This window comes from Paenibacillus faecalis (assembly GCF_900289175.1).
Lineage (GTDB): Bacteria > Bacillota > Bacilli > Paenibacillales > Paenibacillaceae > Paenibacillus_AQ > Paenibacillus_AQ faecalis.
In genome coordinates, this window is record NZ_LT985747.1 from 1,336,688 (window position 1) to 1,354,349 (window position 17,662).

Below are 17,662 nucleotides of genomic sequence, written 5' to 3' on the forward strand. Positions count from 1 at the left end.
GTTACGGGCTTTCCGTTGTTTCCGGAACATGCTCTGAATCTGTAGGAGGCATTTCTTCATGCACTTCCGGTACAGGAGATGAGATTCCCGGATTCGGAATTGTCTGTTTCTCCGTTTCATCACTTCCCTCCTCAGGCTTAACCATTGGAGGAATAGCGATGCTCGGTGCTTGATGGCTGTTCTCACCGACAGGCCTGCCTTGGTTGTCATAATAATACATAGGCACGTCACCGACCACCAGCATATAGGAAATCGGGATATCTGTTTCAATAACCTGAGGCTCCATATCAAAAGGAACCACAACGGCAACCTCTGTGATGATATGAACATACACCTCTACCAAAATCATGTTGATGCCGAGCTCCTGCTGCCTCGTATCCAGCTGAACTTTAACGGCTCCTTGAGGCTCGATTTTAACTGGAATTTGCGGTCCAAAAGATGCAACGATCGGGCTTTTTAACACCTGTCCAAGCGGAATATGCTCTTTCTGCTTTTCAATCGATTCCAACGTTTCCTGAACGAGCTCGGTCGTAAACGATGTGATCTTTAAATGCTCTGCATAATTCAGCATGAACCCGCTCACTTTGCCTGTGCTGTCCGTTTTCCAGTTCACCAGATTTTCAAACTGTTGACTTTCATTGACTTGGCTTGTAATCGCCTTGTTAATCGCTTCTGTCGCAATTTGCTTGACACGGATTTGCGCCAGATGCATAATCGGCGGCTTCAGATTCCGCTCCACATATAGAAACAGTTGAACCAATCCAAACAATACGATCAGCGATGCGATAAGCCACCATTTTCGCCGACTCCCTCGTTTTGATCCTTGAGGACGTGTATGCTGCTGCTTCCATGACGCTTTAACAGGCATTAAAGGCTTCATGGGTGACAACCTTTTATATGCTCGTGCTCGCCGCCGAAATTTCGGTTTAGGCCATGAAGCCAAGGACGGAAGCGATATTCGCCGGCTCCCCCATTTTTTTCGTCTCACACTTTATGCCCCTCCCCTCATCTGCGCTGGAGGTCCTGTACCCCACTTCTTGGCAAGCTTCCCTAGAGGATATGCGGACAAAACGTAAAAAAGAAGAGCTTGGGTCCCGAAAAAGAAGGCCTGCTCTTCGTCATTTGAAACATATAGATTTCCAATTACTCACTTGAGTACTCCCGTTGCCGCAGCGCTTCAAACATTAACACCGACGCGGCCATCGCCGCATTCAGCGATTCCGCTTTACCGGGCATAGGGATAATAATAGCATCATCTACCAATTCGGCCACTTCCGGTGATACGCCGCTGCCTTCACTGCCGATTACGATCCAGCATGATCCACTAAAATCATAATGAAAGGCTGTCGTTTGTCCCTGAAGTGAAGTCGTAACCAAACGCGCCCCCGCTTCCCTCGCTTGAGGGAGAATATCGGTTAAGTTCCCTTCTATAACAGGAAGATGAAATAAAGAACCCATCGTAGAACGTAACGTTTTTGGATTATACAGGTCAGCACAGCCCTTGCCTAAAATCACGCCCCCTGCTCCCGAAGCATCCGCACTGCGAATGATCGTGCCGACATTCCCCGGGTCCTGCAGGCCATCCAGCACGATAACCAGCTTGTCCTTTTCGGCAAAAAGAGCATCCCAGGTCACTTCCGCTTTACGAACGACCGCAAATACCGGCTGTGGAGTCGATGCATGACTCACCTTAGATATAATCGCCTCTGTCACACCGATCCATTCGACGCCTTGTTTATGGTCAGACCATGGTTGAAGCTCATTCGGAATGCCTAATTCATAGTTATAAGCAATGCATTCCATGTCTGCTCCAGCCATCAACGCCTCCTGTACCAGATGAATGCCTTCCACTACAAATTTATTTTGCCGATCTCTATGCTTTTTCTCTTTCAGCTGAGCCCAGCTTTTCACTCTCGCATTTTGTAGCGATAAAATTTCCATATATGTTCACCTGTCCTAATATCAATCCAATCCGTCGCCTTATTTCGGATAAGCAAGCTGAAACTTCGTCAAGTCATTCTTATGTCCAACCATGACCAAAATATCACCGGCTACAAGCCGATCCTCAGGATGTGGAGAAATGTTCATTTCCTTGTCACGGCGTATGCCCATGACGTTGCAGCCGTAACGAGCGCGGATATTAAGCTCCTTCAAATTATGTCCAACCATGTCCGAGGACACCTTCATTTCCATAATGCTGTAATCATCGGAAATTTCAATGTAATCCAAAATATTCGGTGAAATGAGATTGTGAGCCACCCTTAACCCCATGTCTCTTTCAGGAAATATCACTTTATCGGCGCCAATTTTTTGCAATACCTTACCGTGAAGTTCATTTCTGGCTTTTACAATAATAACGGGAACACCCAAATCCTTTAGAATCAATGTTGTTAAAATACTCGATTGAATATCTTCACCAATCGCAACCACGACCACATCAAAATTACGGATGCCTAATGCCCGAAGAGCCTCTTCTTCTGTCGAATCCGATGACACCGCATGTGTGACCAAACCGGACACTTCCTGTATACGCTGCTCGCTAGCATCGATCGCAAGCACATCAAAACCCATTGAGCTAAGTTCCTTGGCTACGCTTGTACCAAAGCGGCCCATACCGATAACCGCATACTGTTTCTTAGCCATACTCTTTCCTCCCCGAACCCTAGACTATCTGTGTTAGTATACCATAACTACGCGTTAATCTTGAATGGATATCTCCCTTGTCGGGTACATTAAAATGACCCTTTAATAGCAAGGAGGAACATTTCGATGTCCATATTGTTAGATCTAAGGCAGGCCGTCATTCACAAAGTCCACAATCAGGACGAAGAACAGCTGCGCTCCATGATCGAGGGCTCCGTGGACGGACCCGAGGAAGCCCTTCCCGGTCTCGGTGTCATGTTCGAGATGATGTGGAAAAACATGGACAAGTCCGCTCAAAGTGAACTTGTCACTTCCCTTCATAATCACCTCAAAACCGTTACTCCCGGCAAGATTGTCTAACATAAGGCCGGGTGTCGGTAAACAAACAATCCCCCTGCTTATGATTTTGCAGGGGGATTGTTTCTTATCGTTTCTCTTTTAAGGAGCCGTCTCCAAAAACTTCGCTGTCGGATTTTTTTCCACAGCTGTTCTCATCGCATATTCATTCTCAAAGAGAACAACGTAATTATCTTTTTTATCCTTCACCAGTGTTGAGTTAATCCGGAATTTCGAAGGGTCCACTTTCTCATCGATTATCCAGCGAGCAAATTGATAAGGCATACGTTGGAGTTGAACATCCACACCGTATTCCCCCTTCATCCGATGCAAAAACACCTCAAATTGAAGCTGACCGACAACGCCAAGAATCATATCGTCAAAATTGATCGTGCGGAACACCTGAATGGTTCCCTCTTCAGTCAATTGATCGATTCCTTTCTGGAACTGCTTGTGCTTCAATGCATTTTTTACAGTAACCTTGGCAAACAATTCAGGGGAAAAGGTCGGAAGCTCATCAAACTTGATCTCACCGCTCTGACTAAGAGAGTCGCCGATCCGAAAGATCCCGGGATCAAATAAACCAATGATGTCCCCTGGATATGCTTCCTGTACAATATCCCGATCCTGCGCCAGAAACTGTTGCGGCTGTGAGAGCTTAACGTCCTTGCCGACCCGTACATGCTTTACACTCATACCGCGTTCAAACTTGCCAGACACAACACGGAGAAATGCAATACGATCGCGGTGTGCCGGATTCATATTCGCCTGAATCTTAAACACATAACCCGAAAATTTCTCATTCGTCGGCTGTACGAGACCTGCCGTGCTCTTCCGAGGCTCAGGTTTTGGTGCGAGCTGAAGGAAATTTTCCAAAAAAGTCTGAACACCAAAGTTGTTTACCGCACTGCCGAAAAATATGGGAGTCAATTCACCCTTCAATACTTTTTCATAATCGAACGGATCTCCGGCGACATCCAGCAGCTCCAGATCCTCACATAACTGATCATGCAAAAACTCTCCTGCCATCTCTCGAATTACAGGATCGTTATAATCCTTAACTTTTTGAACGTTGATCGATGAATGATCATCTCCCTGGAACAGCTCAACCTGATTTTTCATACGGTCATAAACACCGCAAAGCTCGCGCCCGGAGCCGATAGGCCAGTTCATTGGAACAGATCGGATTCCAAGCACTTGCTCAATTTCTTCCATCAGATCAAAAGGACTTCTCCCTTCACGATCCAATTTATTTATAAAGGTAAAGATTGGGATGCCTCTTCTTGCACATACCTGGAACAGCTTAATCGTTTGGACCTCGACACCTTTCGCCACGTCAATCAGCATGACTGCGCTGTCTGCTGCCGTCAATGTCCGGTAAGTGTCCTCACTAAAGTCTTGGTGACCTGGTGTATCCAAAATATTCACCCGATGACCCTTGTAATCAAATTGCATGACGGATGACGTAACCGAGATCCCCCGCTGTTTCTCGATTTCCATCCAGTCACTAGTCGCATGTTTGCTTGCCTTTCTCGCTTTAACCGAACCTGCCAAACGAATGGCACCACCGAATAGCAGCAGCTTCTCCGTTAGTGTTGTTTTACCGGCGTCCGGGTGGGATATAATCGCAAAGGTTCTGCGCTTATCCACTTCGCTTTGCAGCTCATCTTTTGTTTTGCCCATCTCACTGTTCCCTTCGTCACTAGAATCATGTACATTATTGTACCAACAATCCATAAGCAAACCAACCCCATACGCATAGCGTATGAGGATGATTTTTAATGGTAAACATATCTATATTTAATTGGAGCTGCTCAGCCACACAACATTATCTTCTTCTTCCTGACCATTAACAGGCCACCAGTGGAATCCGTCCTTCTCAAGCAGTTCATCCGCTGTTTTAGGCCCCCATGATGCCGCTGGATAGTTTTCCAGCTCGCCCTGGTTTTCTTTCCAAGCCGCCGCGATCCGATCGACAAACGCCCAAGCCGATGCAACCTCGTCCCAACGTGTAAAGTAGGTTGAATCTCCACGAGCTGCATCATACAGCAGGCGCTCATAAGCTTCCGGTGAGTTTATACCGACTACACAGCTTTGACAGAAGTCCATAGCAACCGGCTTGATCTCCGATTCTGAGCCCGGTTTTTTGGCGTTAATCTTTACATACAGCCCTTCCATCGGGTTCACTCGAATGACAAGCAAGTTCGGTTCCAGAGAGTGTTTCTGCCCAAGGTAGACGTTACCCGGCATACGTTTAAATTCGACAACGACTTCCGTTGTTTTAACCGGCAGGCGTTTGCCTGTACGAATATAGAACGGCACACCGGCCCAGCGGAAATTGTCGACAAATACACGTGCTGCAAAATACGTCTCCGTATTGGAATTCGGATCAACCTTATCTTCCTCACGGTAGGCAGGAAGCTCTTTACCGTCAACAGAGCCTCTCGTATACTGCCCTCGAACAACGTTCTCTTTCACTTCTTCATGTGTTGCATAAGGACGAAGTGAGCGAAGCACCTTCACCTTCTCATCCCGGATATCTTCCGGAAGAAGACGGCTAGGCGGCTCCATAGCAATCATTGTAAGCATCTGAAGCATATGGTTCTGTCCCATATCCCGAAGCGCTCCTGCATGATCGTAGTATCCTCCGCGTTCTTCTACCCCCACGGTTTCACTCAGTGTAATTTGCACGTTAGCGATATGCTTGTTATTCCACAGCGGTTCGAAGAATGCATTCGCAAAACGAATTACCTCGATATTTTGCACCATTTCTTTGCCCAGATAGTGGTCGATCCGGTAGATCTCCTCTTCCTTGAACACCTGTCGGATTTCTTCGTTCAGCTTCGCAGCCGACTCCAGATCATAACCGAACGGCTTCTCAATAACAAGGCGATTCCAGCCTGCTCCATCCAGCATGCCGCCCTTCATGAGATTGAAGGAGACACTGCCGAACAATTCCGGAGCAAGCGCCAAATAAAACAAACGGTTGCCCGGTATATTAAACTTGGCCTCCATTTGCTCGGTCTGTTCCCGCAACTCGCGGAACCCATCAATATTATTAATATCTAAAGATTTATATTCAAAATGCTGCGCGAATTTCTGCCAATCCTCATCCTGTTCCGAACGATATCGACAAAATTCCCGAATCGAACGATACACGTCCTCCCGAAATTCATCTTGAGACCGTGGACGCCGTGCCACGCCGATCACCGCAAAATCCTCTGCTAACTTTCCTTCGCGATAAAGACTATAAATCGCTGGGAAGAGCTTGCGCCTTGCCAAATCACCAGTCGCTCCAAAAATAAAAAATACCGCACCCGGTGTCTTTAATGTGTCTAGACTTTGATTTTCAGCCATGGCTCCTCATCTCTCTATGTATTTTGGTGTATTTTTATACATCAGTATATATTATGATGTGATGACATTTTAGCATATTCGTATAAAGTATGCTATCGTATTTCATACATTTTCATCGATTTTTCAGAAAGAATGTCTAATATTCGATTGTAATGACAGGAAATCCGATCGTTATTCTATTATTTTCCTTTATCGAATCTTCATGCACCGCCAACTGCATATGAATAGGCCTGTCTCCGCTCGTCACATAGGTGTCCAGTGAAGGCACTTCATAAGACCGGCTTTCCGTAGTTACATCCTGATAAGAATCCACTGCATGAAATGACAAGTCTGCCGCCAGCTTGTTCTCCAGACTGGAAATCGTTTCACCAGCAGTTATTCCATTATCTACATTCCCCTGGATTGAAGCATTCCATGCAGGTATCATTCCCGCTTTTTTCATAGCCTCTTCAGCCTTCCCCTGAATTCCGATCAAATATTTGAGATCTTCCGGATCATCTGTATCCAGTTGTACCTTCACAAGGCTCCGCTCTCCAGCCTGAACCCAGTCCAAACGTATATCGGTATCAGCCATCGTTTCCCGTCCTCGATAAGCCTTTCCCCCATGATGTTGCTCGATCTCGGCCGATAAATCATTCAACCCAATCTCCTCAGCAAGCAGGTTGGCAGCTTGCTCCGCCTCCTTATCTGTCAGAGATGGACTTTCCCCTTGCAGCTTTATGGTCAGACGCAGCGGCGAATCAATGTGTGCCTCTCCCAGCGAATATAAAAGCTCCAGCTGACTTCCAGCTGACTCCGCCAATAGTCCGGCATCCTTCTCTCTTTCGGAATCTACTTTAAATCCGGACAATATCATAATGATTCCACATACAAACACGATAGATGCTGCAAATTTCATGCCAAACAGCTGCATAATCACCGACTCCTTTTATGAAATCTATCAATCTAGTAAAAGGATTCCCGGCTAAAGTGAAATTATACGTATAGTCTCACAGAATTTCTTTCCCATTGCCATATGTCAAAAAGACCCTCGACTCATCGAACAGCCGGGATCTTTCGGTAACATAACATATATTGATATCATGGCAAGCAGTTACTCTGCCAGTCCGTTTTTGTAAGCATAAATGGCAGCTTGGGTACGGTCTTCTACCCCCAATTTCGCCAAAATGTTCGTCACATGGAATTTCACCGTTTTAATTCCTATAATCAGATCATCGGCAATATCCTGATTGGATTTCCCTTGTGCGAGCAAACGCAGCACTTCCATTTCCCGATCCGTCAGCTCATGATGAGCAGGAGCCTCGTCTTGCGGGTGCCGGAAACGGTTCATCATTTTAGATGCTACCTGGGACTCTAAAACCGACTGGCCGCGCGCAGCTGCCCGAATAGCATCGGCAATCTCGGAAGCTCTGGATGTCTTCAACAAATAGCTGAATGCCCCGGCTTCTATGACCGGATACATCTTCTCGTCATCCAGATAGCTGGTTAGCACAATGACTTTACAGTCGGGATACAGATTGAGAAGCTGCCGAGTCGTCTCAATACCGTCCATCCCTTCCATTACTAGGTCCATCAGAACCACATTCGGACGGTATTCTTTAGCTAATCGGATGCCTTCTTCTCCACTGCCGGCCTCTCCAACAACTTCTATTCCTTCCTCTGTACCCAGTACGGCAGCAAGCCCGATTCGAACCATTTCATGATCATCTACAAGCAGTACTTTAATCGGTGTTTCCAGATCCATCCATTTCACCTCGGTTTCGTTCTTCGTCCACTATAGGGACGGATATCTCGATGCGAGTTCCCTTACCGGGGGCAGTAATAAACTGGATGGAGCCTCCAAGCTCCGTCACCCGTTCCTGCATCGTAGACAGACCATAAGACGCTTGTTTCTTCTCATCTGCCTCGAATCCAACCCCATCATCCCGGAGGGTCACACGCACCGTATTTTGTTTACGTTGAATACGAATATCCATTCTGTCAGCTTTGGCATGCCTCAGCGTGTTGGACATCGCTTCTTGGATAATACGAAATATATGATTCTCAATTCCTTTTACAAGATTGAGTCCTTCATCTATCTCCAAAGTAATTTCCATCGGAACTTTCACCTGAAGTTCCCTAATCAACTCCCGAAGCCCTTGTTCTAATTTTTTCCCTTCCAGGTATACTGGACGCAAATGTAACAAAAGCGCCCGCATTTCTGACTGAGCTACCGCGGACATCTCCTCTATCAAGGCAACCTGACGCTGCGCTTTGTTGAAGTCCTTTTCAAGTGTACGGCCAACGGCCGTGGCCGTCATCGATATAGCAAACAGCTGCTGAGATACGGCATCATGAAGCTCCCTAGCCAGACGCTGTCTCTCCTCTACAATAGCCGTTACACGGGCCTGTTCAGCCAGTTGTGCATTGTTTGTGGATAAACGCTGAAGTGAATTCACCTGCTCCTCCCAGCGTTTGCTGATACGTCCCAGCTGCTCTCCAAGACGTCCAAGCTCATCCTCACCCATATCCGGCATGACCGCAGAGGTTACACCGCCTTTTTCCCAAGTGATCAAGGTTTCTCTAACCCCATCCAGCCTTCGCTTTATCCGATACCCCTGAAAAAAACCATACACAGCTCCCAAGCTGATCGGTAGAAGCACTAGTGTAATCACAGCTTGAATCGTGTTTTGCCACGAATCAAAAGGCTGTAAATAATCATATGTATATAAAATGTACAACACAACAAGCATAACTACAAAGCCCAGAAGGGCGCCCTCACGCATGCTTCGGGTAATGATATTAGCCTCTTTCTCCGATTTCATCGGGCAGCCCTCCTGTTCTTTTTTATACTCGCTATCCCCTGGATCAGACGAGACGAATGCTTAAATCTCCACCAAGGTATGAAACGATAAACTTCACTTTATATTCACTTGTCTCATAATTGGGTGATTTCCAGTTCAGACGATTCATGACCCCGGTCTCCCGTTGTCTTCCGACATCGATAGACCCAAATAAAACAAACGCTTCGATCTCGACACCATAGTAATCCGGCAACGCTAAATCGATATCCCCTAAAATACCATGAAACATAATAACCGTTTGCTGTTCCTCCGGTAATGCAAGCGACAAGTCCACATCGGCTTCGCCAAGGACATGCCATACACTCATACTTTTCATAACCCACGGTGCTCTGTCCCAATCAAAGTTGGACATAAAGCTTTGCCGTTGAATGTATCGATCACTTCCTTGAGCGCGACGTGCTTTTCCATAAAATATACCGAGGGACACCAGGCCAATTCCGATAACGAGCATCAGATGATCCAGCAAGAGCATCGCTGCTCCTATCCCCAGTATGATATATCCCTTTCGGATCGAGCCACCGCTTCGGATCTGCTGGATGCCTGCAACCATCAGAAGAAGAGCGACAATCGTAAAGAAACCGATCCATCTGCCGAACAGCATAAATAATCCGATGCCAATCAATCCTATTGCAATCCAGCGGTTTCTATCCATGACGCACCTCCCCCAAGATGATTATAAGCTCTGAAAAGCCAAAACAGTGCGGAGATCCGCACCGTATGGCTTACCGATATATACTGAACGGATACTCTCGAAACTATGAAGATACCCCAATATCCGTACAATCGAGTACATTCAGTTCATCCAGTAGTTTATCACATTTCCTAGCTTCTCAATACTCTTTTATAAAAACCGTTGGTTCAACTGCCTATTACTCTTCTTCTTTAGCAGTGCCGCCATTCATTTTGTTTTTAAGAGCAGCGAGTTGCTCATCCACTTTCATTTGTTTTTCAACGTCCACAGGACTTGTATAAACTGCGTTGTTTGGACGGTATGGCGCACGCATTACATCAGCTTCCGCTTCCATTTGCATAATTTTTTCTTCCATACGGTGGAAGCCCATCGAAGCGCTGCCGCTTTCGATCGTATGCAGGCTGCTGACTTGAGACATTTGCTTTTTCGCTTTAGCCATTTGTGCACGAGCTACAAGCTCATTACGCTTGTTGCGCATTTTGTAGAACTCATCCTTCATTTCATGAAGCTGAGCAACCAGCTCTTTGGCTTGCGTTTCAGACTGCATGTGGAGCTCATGATACTCTGTTTGTTTTTGATCAAAATAAATCTTTTCTTCCAAAAGCTTGCGTGCAACTTCCTCTTGACCATTCTTCAGCGCCAGTTCTGCTTGAGATTCGCGCTGAGCTGCCATTTTCACAGCCTCATCCACACGCTGCTTCATACGACGCTCATTCGCCATTTGCTTCGCAACCGTTACTTCTGCCTCATGTATCTCGGCTTCCATATCGCGCAAATATTGATTCAGCATAACAATTGGATCTTCAACCTTATCGAGCAATTCATTCACAGATGCTTTTGTCATATCCTTAATTCTTTTAAATACTCCCATTTTATAAATCTCCCTTCTCGTATTTAGATAACTTTTGTTTAAGTTCCTCTATTTCTTTCTTCAAAGCCTTCTTCTCTATGTCTTTCATCATGGCATCCAAATCAGCCTCTGGCGGTTCCTCCTGACGCCGTGAATAATCTCGGTTATACGCGGAGGGTTCTCCGCTTCGCGGTCCATAATATTCCCGATCATCCCGATAACCTCCACCAGGATGGTTACTATAGTTACCTTGATAACCGTTCGGTCCATAATGATGCGGACCATGGTCTTGGCCTCTTGGACCGTATGGATCATAATGATAAGGTTCCTTCGAAATGACCAAGGACGCGATCAAGTAAATCAATAATGTCGTACCGCCAGTAAAGAAGATACTGATGACAAATATAATACGAAGTATAGTTGATTCAACACCAAGCGTTTCAGACAATCCGCCAATCAGCCCGGTGAACGCCTTATCTCTGGTAGAACGGTACAATCTTGTCATGTTTACTCCTTTCCGCTGTTATTCAGCTTCTCTTTCAAACGGGCAAGCTCTCGATCCAGCACACTGGATACCGACTCACCAGCCTGAACCAAATACTCCTGGCCCATTTTGCGAATATCACGAAGGCTCTTAGCTTCGAGCTCCCAATCGCTGAGTCTGTCTTCCAATCGATTAAACATTCTCGGTACATCTTGACCACCGTAGGCTCCTGTACGCTCATTCATCTTCTGTTGAAGTCGAAGTGTCTCCATCCGAGCTACATAATACTGACGCTTGCTGTAGACCGTTTGATATTCCATCCGAAGCTCACCCAATTGTTCTTCAACTTCTTTGAGCGCTTCGCGGCTGGTCGCTAACAATTCATCATACTGTTCAACCTTTTCCTCATAGATCAGCTTCTCCTGAAGTGCCAGCTTCGCCAGATGATCTTCTCCAGCTTTCAACGCCAGAAGAGCTTGTTCCTCCCGCTTGTTTATCATCGTTTGAGCTTGATTTACCTGCTGTTGTAACTGTCTCGTATGTGCCTCACACTGCTTATGCAGCTTCTCTGCCTCCATAATGTCCTGACGTGTGGAATGCAGAAAATGATCAATTAATCGAACCGGGTCCTGGCTTTGCTCAAGTTTCTCATTGATATTGGCAGCCGTGATGTCCCTTATGCGTCGAAAAACACTCATATTTTCTTTATCCTCCTCTTCTACGAAATTGTAATGTTCACAGGTTGTTAGTAATAATGCCGATTCTTACCACCCTTCAGTTTAGAAAAACCATAGACGATAAGGGCAATACCAAGAACCGGGCCAATGATCCAGGATAGCTTACCCATCAGCGCAATTACACCGATGATTAATATAATCCAGCCAAAAAATGAGTTGCCGCGACGGATTCCGTAATAACCGAGGGCGATCATAGCTACTGGTATTATTAAGCTAAATAACCATCCAAGTAATGGACCCAGCACTCCAAGCAGTACTAACAGACCTAAGCCAATAAGGAGGATCGCCAAGCCATTATCTTTTGAACTTCTCATGCATACACCGCCTTTCCGTCCATTTCATCATTTAATTACGTTTGTTCATCCTTATGACTTTATTTTAGGTTAATTGAGAACATCCTAAAACGGACCGTGGACGGTTTTTCATACTAGACCTAAGTCGGGGAAAGAGTTAGACCCCAGTCTAAACAAGCTCACAACCTGAATAACTCTGTAATTATGGAGGGTAAAAAAATGTATTTTGAAATTATTTTCAATTTCTAGTACAATGAATGATGATCATTCATATTCAAGGAGGAGGTAAACGCTTTTGACAAACCTGTCTGACGGAAAATACGATACAATTTTAAAAGCTGCCATTGAACTTTTTACTGAAAAAGGATTCGATAATACGTCCATTTCAGACATCGTAAAAAAAGCGGGAGTTGCGCAAGGAACGTTCTATTTATATTTTTCATCCAAAAAAGCGTTGGTACCGGCTATTGCAGATAACCTTCTAACAATGACGCTGGATATGATTAAAAAAGAGACCGCTGGAAAAGAAAATTTCTGGGCAATTTTAGAGGTGATCATTAACGAAACCTTTAAAATAACCGACTCATATAAAGATATTATTGTCTTTTGTTACTCCGGTCTTGCGATAGAGCATTCCATGGAAAAATGGGAAGCGATCTATTCGCCTTATTATGATTGGCTAGAGGATCTTTTAAATAAAGCCATAGAAAACAATGAGATCACCAGCGACATTCATGTTAAATGGACAGCCAAGCTCCTTATCAATCTGATTGAAAATGCCGCTGAGCGATTTTACATCGGTCTTGAGCAGGAAGAATCCCTCGATGTATTTAAAATCGGGATATATAACTTCATAAAAAGATCTTTATTGAAAACATAAAAAGATACTTACAGCATTAACATTTTATTTTTTTGTTTCAAAATGACTGATGTTCATTCATTTTTGTCGTCAAGTCTATATTTTAGAAAAAGGAGTGGTGCTTCATGAATAAGGGTTGGATTTATGTCATTCTAACTTCTCTATTTGAGTTATTCTGGGTTTTTGGATTCAATGTCGCAAATAGTTGGTGGCACTGGATGATCATTGTTCCCATGATTATCATCGATTTTTATTTTCTTTCAAAAGCATGCGAGTCACTGCCAACCGGTACCGTATATGCCATTTTTGCAGCAGCAGGTACAGTAGGTACGGCGTTGATGGACATTTTTATTTTCGGAGGAGAATTTAGTGCTGCAAAAGGTCTGTTTATGGGACTTTTAGTTATTGGGGTTATAGCATTGAAAATATCAGATAATGTTCCGGAAACGGAATCGACAAAATTCAGATCAGAGAAAGGAGTACATTAATATGGGTTGGCTACTCGTCTTTATCGCTGCATTATTTGAGGTTATCGGAGTAATTGGTTTGAAAAAATTCAGCCAAAAGAAATCTTTTTTTAATATGCTTATGTTCTCTGGCGGATTTGGCGGTTCTTTCGTTTTTCTATACGCATCCTTTAACTATCTTCAAGTCAGCATTGCCTATGCGGTTTGGATTGGGATTGGAACGGCAGCAGCCGTTTTGGTAAACATGATTTTTTTCAACGAATCCAAAAGCATTGGACGTATTATAAGTCTCATCATCATTGTAATAGGTGTGACTGGTCTCAAAGCAGTCTCATAACAGGTATAATTTTTAAAACGCGCTGCTGGTCGTTGACCGCGGCGTGTTTTACTATAGGCGATATCTGTCGCTGCCGACACAGGTAAGTCAGGCAATTTAGTTTTATATTGATGAATGCAGTACTAAAAATCAATAAAAAAAGCCCGCTAGAGATTGTCTCTAACGGACTCTTTTCACAAATTTATACCGGTGAGAGGACTCGAACCTCCACGGGTCTCCCCATTCGATTTTGAGTCGAACGCGTCTGCCATTCCGCCACACCGGCTTACCTAATGGCGTGCCCTAAGAGATTCGAACTCCTGACCTTTTGATTCGTAGTCAAACGCTCTATCCAGCTGAGCTAAGGGCACATATTATATGATGGAGGCGCCACCCAGATTCGAACTGGGGATAAAGCTTTTGCAGAGCTGTGCCTTACCACTTGGCTATGGCGCCACAAACAAAAATGGAGCGGACGACGGGAATCGAACCCGCGACCCTCGCCTTGGCAAGGCGATGCTCTACCGCTGAGCCACGTCCGCAATAAATGGCTGGGGATATAGGATTCGAACCTATGCATGACGGAGTCAAAGTCCGTTGCCTTACCGCTTGGCTAATCCCCAATCTGATTTGAAAGTATGGGGCGATCGATGGGACTTGAACCCACGAATGCCGGAGCCACAATCCGGTGCGTTAACCCCTTCGCCACGACCGCCATATTCAAATCTGTTATTGGCAGGGGCAGCAGGAATTGAACCCACACTAACGGTTTTGGAGACCGCTGTTCTACCTTTAAACTATGCCCCTATAAAACTGGTGGAGGATGATGGATTCGAACCACCGAACTCGAATGAGAACAGATTTACAGTCTGCTGCGTTTGGCCACTTCGCTAATCCTCCATGTGGTGCCGGCGAGAGGACTTGAACCCCCAACCTACTGATTACAAGTCAGTTGCTCTACCAATTGAGCTACACCGGCGTATACAGTTGTTAAAACAAATGGTGGCTCGGGACGGAATCGAACCGCCGACACAAGGATTTTCAGTCCTTTGCTCTACCGACTGAGCTACCGAGCCACAAAAGCTCTTTCGGTTATAAAAAGAATGGCGGAACTGACGGGATTCGAACCCGCGATCTCCTGCGTGACAGGCAGGCATGTTAGGCCTCTACACCACAGTTCCACGTTGTTGTTCAATCGCATTATATAGCGATAATTGGTTGCGGGGGCAGGATTTGAACCTACGACCTTCGGGTTATGAGCCCGACGAGCTACCGAACTGCTCCACCCCGCGTCATTGTAAGGAATAAATGGTGGAGACTGAGGGGATCGAACCCCCGACCCTCTGCTTGTAAGGCAGATGCTCTCCCAGCTGAGCTAAGTCTCCATAATTTAAATCGACCTTTATCATATCAAATTGTGTATTACTTATCAAGAGTTAAAATATTCTTTAGTAAGTAATTGGTGACCCGTAGGGATACTCTCACTTCGTTCGAGACTGCGAAGTATTCCTAACGATGTCTATGCTTCGACGAACCTTTGGGATTCTCATCCTCTGAAGCAAGTAAAATAGTGGTGACCCGTAGGGGATTCGAACCCCTGTTACCTCCGTGAAAGGGAGGTGTCTTAACCCCTTGACCAACGGGCCACATCAAAACATATACTGGCGGAGAGAGAGGGATTCGAACCCTCGAGACGCTTTTGACGCCTACACGATTTCCAATCGTGCTCCTTCGGCCAACTCGGACACCTCTCCATAAATGGCTCCCCGAACAGGACTCGAACCTGTGACAACTCGATTAACAGTCGAGTGCTCTACCAACTGAGCTATCAGGGAACATTATTCAATTCAGATTTTTGATCATCTGAAAACTAGATACGAAACATTTGCGTTATTAGAATCCGTAGCTTTCCCTTCAGATCCTAAGATCTTTCCGGGCCCCGCCAAAGTATTCGGAATCAGCTTCAAAGCTTTTCTTCACCTTGGTGGGTTTCTTTTGGATAAGCCCTCGACCGATTAGTATTGGTCAGCTCCATGCATTGCTGCACTTCCACCTCCAACCTATCTACCTCGTCGTCTTCAAGGGGTCTTACGTATTGGGAAATCTCATCTTGAGGGGGGCTTCACGCTTAGATGCTTTCAGCGCTTATCCCGTCCGTACGTAGCTACCCAGCTGTGCTCCTGGCGGAACAACTGGTACACCAGCGGTACGTCCATCCCGGTCCTCTCGTACTAAGGACAGCTCCTCTCAAATTTCCTACGCCCACGACAGATAGGGACCGAACTGTCTCACGACGTTCTGAACCCAGCTCGCGTACCGCTTTAATGGGCGAACAGCCCAACCCTTGGGACCTACTTCAGCCCCAGGATGCGATGAGCCGACATCGAGGTGCCAAACCTCCCCGTCGATGTGGACTCTTGGGGGAGATAAGCCTGTTATCCCCAGGGTAGCTTTTATCCGTTGAGCGATGGCCCTTCCATGCGGTACCACCGGATCACTAAGCCCGACTTTCGTCCCTGCTCGACTTGTAGGTCTCGCAGTCAAGCTCCCTTCTGCCTTTGCACTCTTCGAATGATTTCCAACCATTCTGAGGGAACCTTGGGGCGCCTCCGTTACTCTTTAGGAGGCGACCGCCCCAGTCAAACTGCCTACCAGACACTGTCCCCGTACCGGATCACGGTACTAGGTTAGAACCTAGATACGATCAGGGTGGTATCCCAACGGCGCCTCCACAGAAGCTTGCGCTCCTGTTTCCTAGGCTCCCACCTATCCTGTACAGATCGTACCCAAATCCAATATCAAGCTGCAGTAAAGCTCCATGGGGTCTTTCCGTCTTGTCGCGGGTAACCTGCATCTTCACAGGTATTAAAATTTCACCGGATCTCTCGTTGAGACAGCGCCCAAATCGTTACGCCATTCGTGCGGGTCAGAATTTACCTGACAAGGAATTTCGCTACCTTAGGACCGTTATAGTTACGGCCGCCGTTTACTGGGGCTTCGGTTCATAGCTTCGGAGTTGCCTCCTAACCACTCCCCTTAACCTTCCAGCACCGGGCAGGCGTCAGCCCGTATACTTCGCCTTACGGCTTCGCACAGACCTGTGTTTTTGTTAAACAGTCGCTTGGGCCTATTCACTGCGGCCCCCTCGTGCTATTCACACTACCGGGGCACCCCTTCTCCCGAAGTTACGGGGTCATTTTGCCGAGTTCCTTAACGAGAGTTCTTCCGCGCGCCTTAGAATTCTCTTCTCGCCTACCTGTGTCGGTTTGCGGTACGGGCACCTTCACCTGACTAGAGGCTTTTCTTGGCAGTGTGAGATCATGACCTTCGCTACTACAATTTTCACTCCCCATCACAGCCTGGCCTTGATGATGTGCGGATTTGCCTACACATCAGCCTCACTGCTTGGACGGACATCCATCAGTCCGCGTCACTACCCTCCTGCGTCACCCCATCGTTCATAACGGTTTACGGTGGTACAGGAATTTCAACCTGTTGTCCTTCGATTACGCCTTTCGGCCTCACCTTAGGTCCCGACTTACCCTGAGCGGACGAACCTTCCTCAGGAAACCTTGGGCTTTCGGCGGATCAGATTCTCACTGATCTTTTCGTTACTCATACCGGCATTCTCACTTGTATACGCTCCAGCGCTCCTTACGGTACACCTTCAACGCCTATACAACGCTCCCCTACCCCTGAATCGACTTCACTCCGCCTTCGAAGTGTGTCTATCCCCGAAGTGCATTTGGTCATCCTTCATTTCATAAGAAGTCTGACAAAAATGGT

General features: G+C 46.2%; 17 protein-coding genes, 16 tRNA genes and 1 rRNA gene (1 of these 34 only partly in view). 4 read left to right on the forward strand and 30 right to left on the reverse strand.

Going from position 1 to position 17,662, the window contains the following annotated elements:
* Position 1: 1 nt before the first annotated feature.
* The 3 genes from yunB to C8268_RS06500 all read right to left on the reverse strand — a co-directional run bounded on the left by yunB (position 2) and on the right by C8268_RS06500 (position 2,643).
* Positions 2–880 carry a sporulation protein YunB gene (gene yunB / locus C8268_RS06490; protein WP_234032682.1) on the reverse strand — a complete coding sequence of 293 codons (879 nt, stop codon included), beginning with the start codon at positions 878–880 and terminating at the stop codon, positions 2–4.
* A gap of 263 nt (positions 881–1,143) precedes the next feature.
* Positions 1,144–1,941, reverse strand: a complete 798-nt coding sequence (locus C8268_RS06495) for a TrmH family RNA methyltransferase (protein WP_106766930.1) — start codon at positions 1,939–1,941, stop codon at positions 1,144–1,146.
* 39 nt (positions 1,942–1,980) lie between these two features.
* A complete protein-coding gene (locus tag C8268_RS06500; RefSeq protein ID WP_106766931.1) occupies positions 1,981–2,643 on the reverse strand; it encodes a potassium channel family protein in 663 nt (220 codons plus the stop codon).
* 126 nt (positions 2,644–2,769) lie between these two features.
* Between C8268_RS06500 and sspI the strand changes: the two genes are divergently transcribed.
* The gene (gene sspI, locus C8268_RS06505; protein ID WP_106766932.1) at positions 2,770–3,003 is read left to right on the forward strand and encodes a small acid-soluble spore protein SspI; all 234 of its coding nucleotides are present in this window, start codon (positions 2,770–2,772) and stop codon (positions 3,001–3,003) included.
* Positions 3,004–3,081: 78 nt separating this feature from the next.
* Here the strand turns inward: sspI and C8268_RS06510 are convergent, their stop codons facing one another.
* From C8268_RS06510 to C8268_RS06555, 10 genes are all read right to left on the reverse strand, one after another.
* Positions 3,082–4,662, reverse strand: a complete 1,581-nt coding sequence (locus tag C8268_RS06510; protein WP_106766933.1) for a peptide chain release factor 3 — start codon at positions 4,660–4,662, stop codon at positions 3,082–3,084.
* 117 nt (positions 4,663–4,779) lie between these two features.
* Complete coding sequence (gene zwf, locus C8268_RS06515) at positions 4,780–6,336, reverse strand: glucose-6-phosphate dehydrogenase (RefSeq protein ID WP_106766934.1); 1,557 nt, start codon at positions 6,334–6,336, stop codon at positions 4,780–4,782.
* A 136-nt stretch (positions 6,337–6,472) separates the two neighbouring features.
* Positions 6,473–7,249, reverse strand: coding sequence for a YwmB family TATA-box binding protein (locus C8268_RS06520; protein ID WP_106766935.1), 777 nt, complete (start codon positions 7,247–7,249; stop codon positions 6,473–6,475).
* A gap of 180 nt (positions 7,250–7,429) precedes the next feature.
* The gene (locus C8268_RS06525) at positions 7,430–8,080 is read right to left on the reverse strand and encodes a response regulator (protein WP_106766936.1); all 651 of its coding nucleotides are present in this window, start codon (positions 8,078–8,080) and stop codon (positions 7,430–7,432) included.
* Positions 8,058–9,140, reverse strand: a complete 1,083-nt coding sequence (locus tag C8268_RS06530; RefSeq protein ID WP_106766937.1) for a sensor histidine kinase — start codon at positions 9,138–9,140, stop codon at positions 8,058–8,060. Before C8268_RS06530 ends, C8268_RS06525 begins: the two co-directional genes overlap by 23 nt.
* 43 nt (positions 9,141–9,183) lie before the next feature.
* Positions 9,184–9,831 (reverse strand): cell wall-active antibiotics response protein LiaF, encoded by a 648-nt coding sequence (gene liaF, locus C8268_RS06535; RefSeq protein WP_106766938.1) that lies wholly within the window; start codon positions 9,829–9,831, stop codon positions 9,184–9,186.
* A 217-nt stretch (positions 9,832–10,048) separates the two neighbouring features.
* Complete coding sequence (locus C8268_RS06540) at positions 10,049–10,741, reverse strand: PspA/IM30 family protein (RefSeq protein ID WP_106766939.1); 693 nt, start codon at positions 10,739–10,741, stop codon at positions 10,049–10,051.
* A gap of 1 nt (position 10,742) precedes the next feature.
* Entirely contained in the window at positions 10,743–11,225 is a 483-nt protein-coding gene (locus C8268_RS06545) for a PspC domain-containing protein (protein WP_106766940.1), read from the reverse strand.
* A gap of 2 nt (positions 11,226–11,227) precedes the next feature.
* The gene (locus tag C8268_RS06550) at positions 11,228–11,902 is read right to left on the reverse strand and encodes a PspA/IM30 family protein (protein WP_106766941.1); all 675 of its coding nucleotides are present in this window, start codon (positions 11,900–11,902) and stop codon (positions 11,228–11,230) included.
* A gap of 47 nt (positions 11,903–11,949) precedes the next feature.
* Positions 11,950–12,255, reverse strand: a complete 306-nt coding sequence (locus tag C8268_RS06555; protein WP_106766942.1) for a LiaF transmembrane domain-containing protein — start codon at positions 12,253–12,255, stop codon at positions 11,950–11,952.
* Positions 12,256–12,529: 274 nt separating this feature from the next.
* Here C8268_RS06555 and C8268_RS06560 point away from each other — a divergent pair, with 274 nt between their 5' ends.
* The 3 genes from C8268_RS06560 to C8268_RS06570 all read left to right on the forward strand — a co-directional run bounded on the left by C8268_RS06560 (position 12,530) and on the right by C8268_RS06570 (position 13,897).
* Entirely contained in the window at positions 12,530–13,114 is a 585-nt protein-coding gene (locus C8268_RS06560; RefSeq protein WP_106766943.1) for a TetR/AcrR family transcriptional regulator, read from the forward strand.
* A gap of 104 nt (positions 13,115–13,218) precedes the next feature.
* Positions 13,219–13,581: a DMT family transporter gene (locus tag C8268_RS06565; RefSeq protein ID WP_106766944.1), complete on the forward strand. Its 363-nt coding sequence runs from the start codon at positions 13,219–13,221 to the stop codon at positions 13,579–13,581.
* Between the two features lies 1 nt (position 13,582).
* Positions 13,583–13,897 carry a DMT family transporter gene (locus C8268_RS06570; protein WP_106766945.1) on the forward strand — a complete coding sequence of 105 codons (315 nt, stop codon included), beginning with the start codon at positions 13,583–13,585 and terminating at the stop codon, positions 13,895–13,897.
* A gap of 184 nt (positions 13,898–14,081) precedes the next feature.
* Here the strand turns inward: C8268_RS06570 and C8268_RS06575 are convergent.
* The 17 genes from C8268_RS06575 to C8268_RS06655 form a co-directional block, all read right to left on the reverse strand.
* A tRNA-Leu gene (locus tag C8268_RS06575) sits at positions 14,082–14,162 on the reverse strand.
* Positions 14,163–14,170: 8 nt separating this feature from the next.
* Positions 14,171–14,247, reverse strand: a tRNA-Arg gene (locus C8268_RS06580).
* A gap of 11 nt (positions 14,248–14,258) precedes the next feature.
* Positions 14,259–14,332: transfer RNA gene (locus C8268_RS06585), tRNA-Cys, on the reverse strand.
* 11 nt (positions 14,333–14,343) lie between these two features.
* A tRNA-Gly gene (locus C8268_RS06590) sits at positions 14,344–14,418 on the reverse strand.
* A 6-nt stretch (positions 14,419–14,424) separates the two neighbouring features.
* A tRNA-Gln gene (locus tag C8268_RS06595) sits at positions 14,425–14,499 on the reverse strand.
* Between the two features lie 16 nt (positions 14,500–14,515).
* Positions 14,516–14,591 (reverse strand) — tRNA-His (locus C8268_RS06600).
* A gap of 18 nt (positions 14,592–14,609) precedes the next feature.
* Positions 14,610–14,683 (reverse strand) — tRNA-Trp (locus C8268_RS06605).
* Between the two features lie 7 nt (positions 14,684–14,690).
* Positions 14,691–14,776, reverse strand: a tRNA-Tyr gene (locus C8268_RS06610).
* Between the two features lie 3 nt (positions 14,777–14,779).
* Positions 14,780–14,855, reverse strand: a tRNA-Thr gene (locus C8268_RS06615).
* A 21-nt stretch (positions 14,856–14,876) separates the two neighbouring features.
* Positions 14,877–14,952 (reverse strand) — tRNA-Phe (locus C8268_RS06620).
* 28 nt (positions 14,953–14,980) lie between these two features.
* A tRNA-Asp gene (locus tag C8268_RS06625) sits at positions 14,981–15,057 on the reverse strand.
* Positions 15,058–15,091: 34 nt separating this feature from the next.
* Positions 15,092–15,168: transfer RNA gene (locus tag C8268_RS06630), tRNA-Met, on the reverse strand.
* A 17-nt stretch (positions 15,169–15,185) separates the two neighbouring features.
* Positions 15,186–15,261: transfer RNA gene (locus C8268_RS06635), tRNA-Val, on the reverse strand.
* Positions 15,262–15,447: 186 nt separating this feature from the next.
* Positions 15,448–15,522: transfer RNA gene (locus C8268_RS06640), tRNA-Glu, on the reverse strand.
* A gap of 16 nt (positions 15,523–15,538) precedes the next feature.
* Positions 15,539–15,630: transfer RNA gene (locus C8268_RS06645), tRNA-Ser, on the reverse strand.
* Between the two features lie 5 nt (positions 15,631–15,635).
* Positions 15,636–15,711 (reverse strand) — tRNA-Asn (locus C8268_RS06650).
* 160 nt (positions 15,712–15,871) lie between these two features.
* Positions 15,872–17,662: ribosomal RNA gene (locus C8268_RS06655) — 23S ribosomal RNA — on the reverse strand; it runs 1,257 nt beyond the window's last position.

Excerpts from the sequence above, each read along its gene's own strand:
- yunB (WP_234032682.1), bottom strand. The coding sequence starts at position 880 with ATGAAGCCTTTAATGCCTGTTAAAGCGTCATGGAAGCAGCAGCATACA.
- C8268_RS06495 (WP_106766930.1), bottom strand. The coding sequence starts at position 1,941 with ATGGAAATTTTATCGCTACAAAATGCGAGAGTGAAAAGCTGGGCTCAG.
- C8268_RS06500 (WP_106766931.1), bottom strand. The coding sequence starts at position 2,643 with ATGGCTAAGAAACAGTATGCGGTTATCGGTATGGGCCGCTTTGGTACA.
- sspI (WP_106766932.1), top strand. The coding sequence starts at position 2,770 with ATGTCCATATTGTTAGATCTAAGGCAGGCCGTCATTCACAAAGTCCAC.
- C8268_RS06510 (WP_106766933.1), bottom strand. The coding sequence starts at position 4,662 with ATGGGCAAAACAAAAGATGAGCTGCAAAGCGAAGTGGATAAGCGCAGA.
- zwf (WP_106766934.1), bottom strand. The coding sequence starts at position 6,336 with ATGGCTGAAAATCAAAGTCTAGACACATTAAAGACACCGGGTGCGGTA.
- C8268_RS06520 (WP_106766935.1), bottom strand. The coding sequence starts at position 7,249 with ATGCAGCTGTTTGGCATGAAATTTGCAGCATCTATCGTGTTTGTATGT.
- C8268_RS06525 (WP_106766936.1), bottom strand. The coding sequence starts at position 8,080 with ATGGATCTGGAAACACCGATTAAAGTACTGCTTGTAGATGATCATGAA.
- C8268_RS06530 (WP_106766937.1), bottom strand. The coding sequence starts at position 9,140 with ATGAAATCGGAGAAAGAGGCTAATATCATTACCCGAAGCATGCGTGAG.
- liaF (WP_106766938.1), bottom strand. The coding sequence starts at position 9,831 with ATGGATAGAAACCGCTGGATTGCAATAGGATTGATTGGCATCGGATTA.
- C8268_RS06540 (WP_106766939.1), bottom strand. The coding sequence starts at position 10,741 with ATGGGAGTATTTAAAAGAATTAAGGATATGACAAAAGCATCTGTGAAT.
- C8268_RS06545 (WP_106766940.1), bottom strand. The coding sequence starts at position 11,225 with ATGACAAGATTGTACCGTTCTACCAGAGATAAGGCGTTCACCGGGCTG.
- C8268_RS06550 (WP_106766941.1), bottom strand. The coding sequence starts at position 11,902 with ATGAGTGTTTTTCGACGCATAAGGGACATCACGGCTGCCAATATCAAT.
- C8268_RS06555 (WP_106766942.1), bottom strand. The coding sequence starts at position 12,255 with ATGAGAAGTTCAAAAGATAATGGCTTGGCGATCCTCCTTATTGGCTTA.
- C8268_RS06565 (WP_106766944.1), top strand. The coding sequence starts at position 13,219 with ATGAATAAGGGTTGGATTTATGTCATTCTAACTTCTCTATTTGAGTTA.
- C8268_RS06570 (WP_106766945.1), top strand. The coding sequence starts at position 13,583 with ATGGGTTGGCTACTCGTCTTTATCGCTGCATTATTTGAGGTTATCGGA.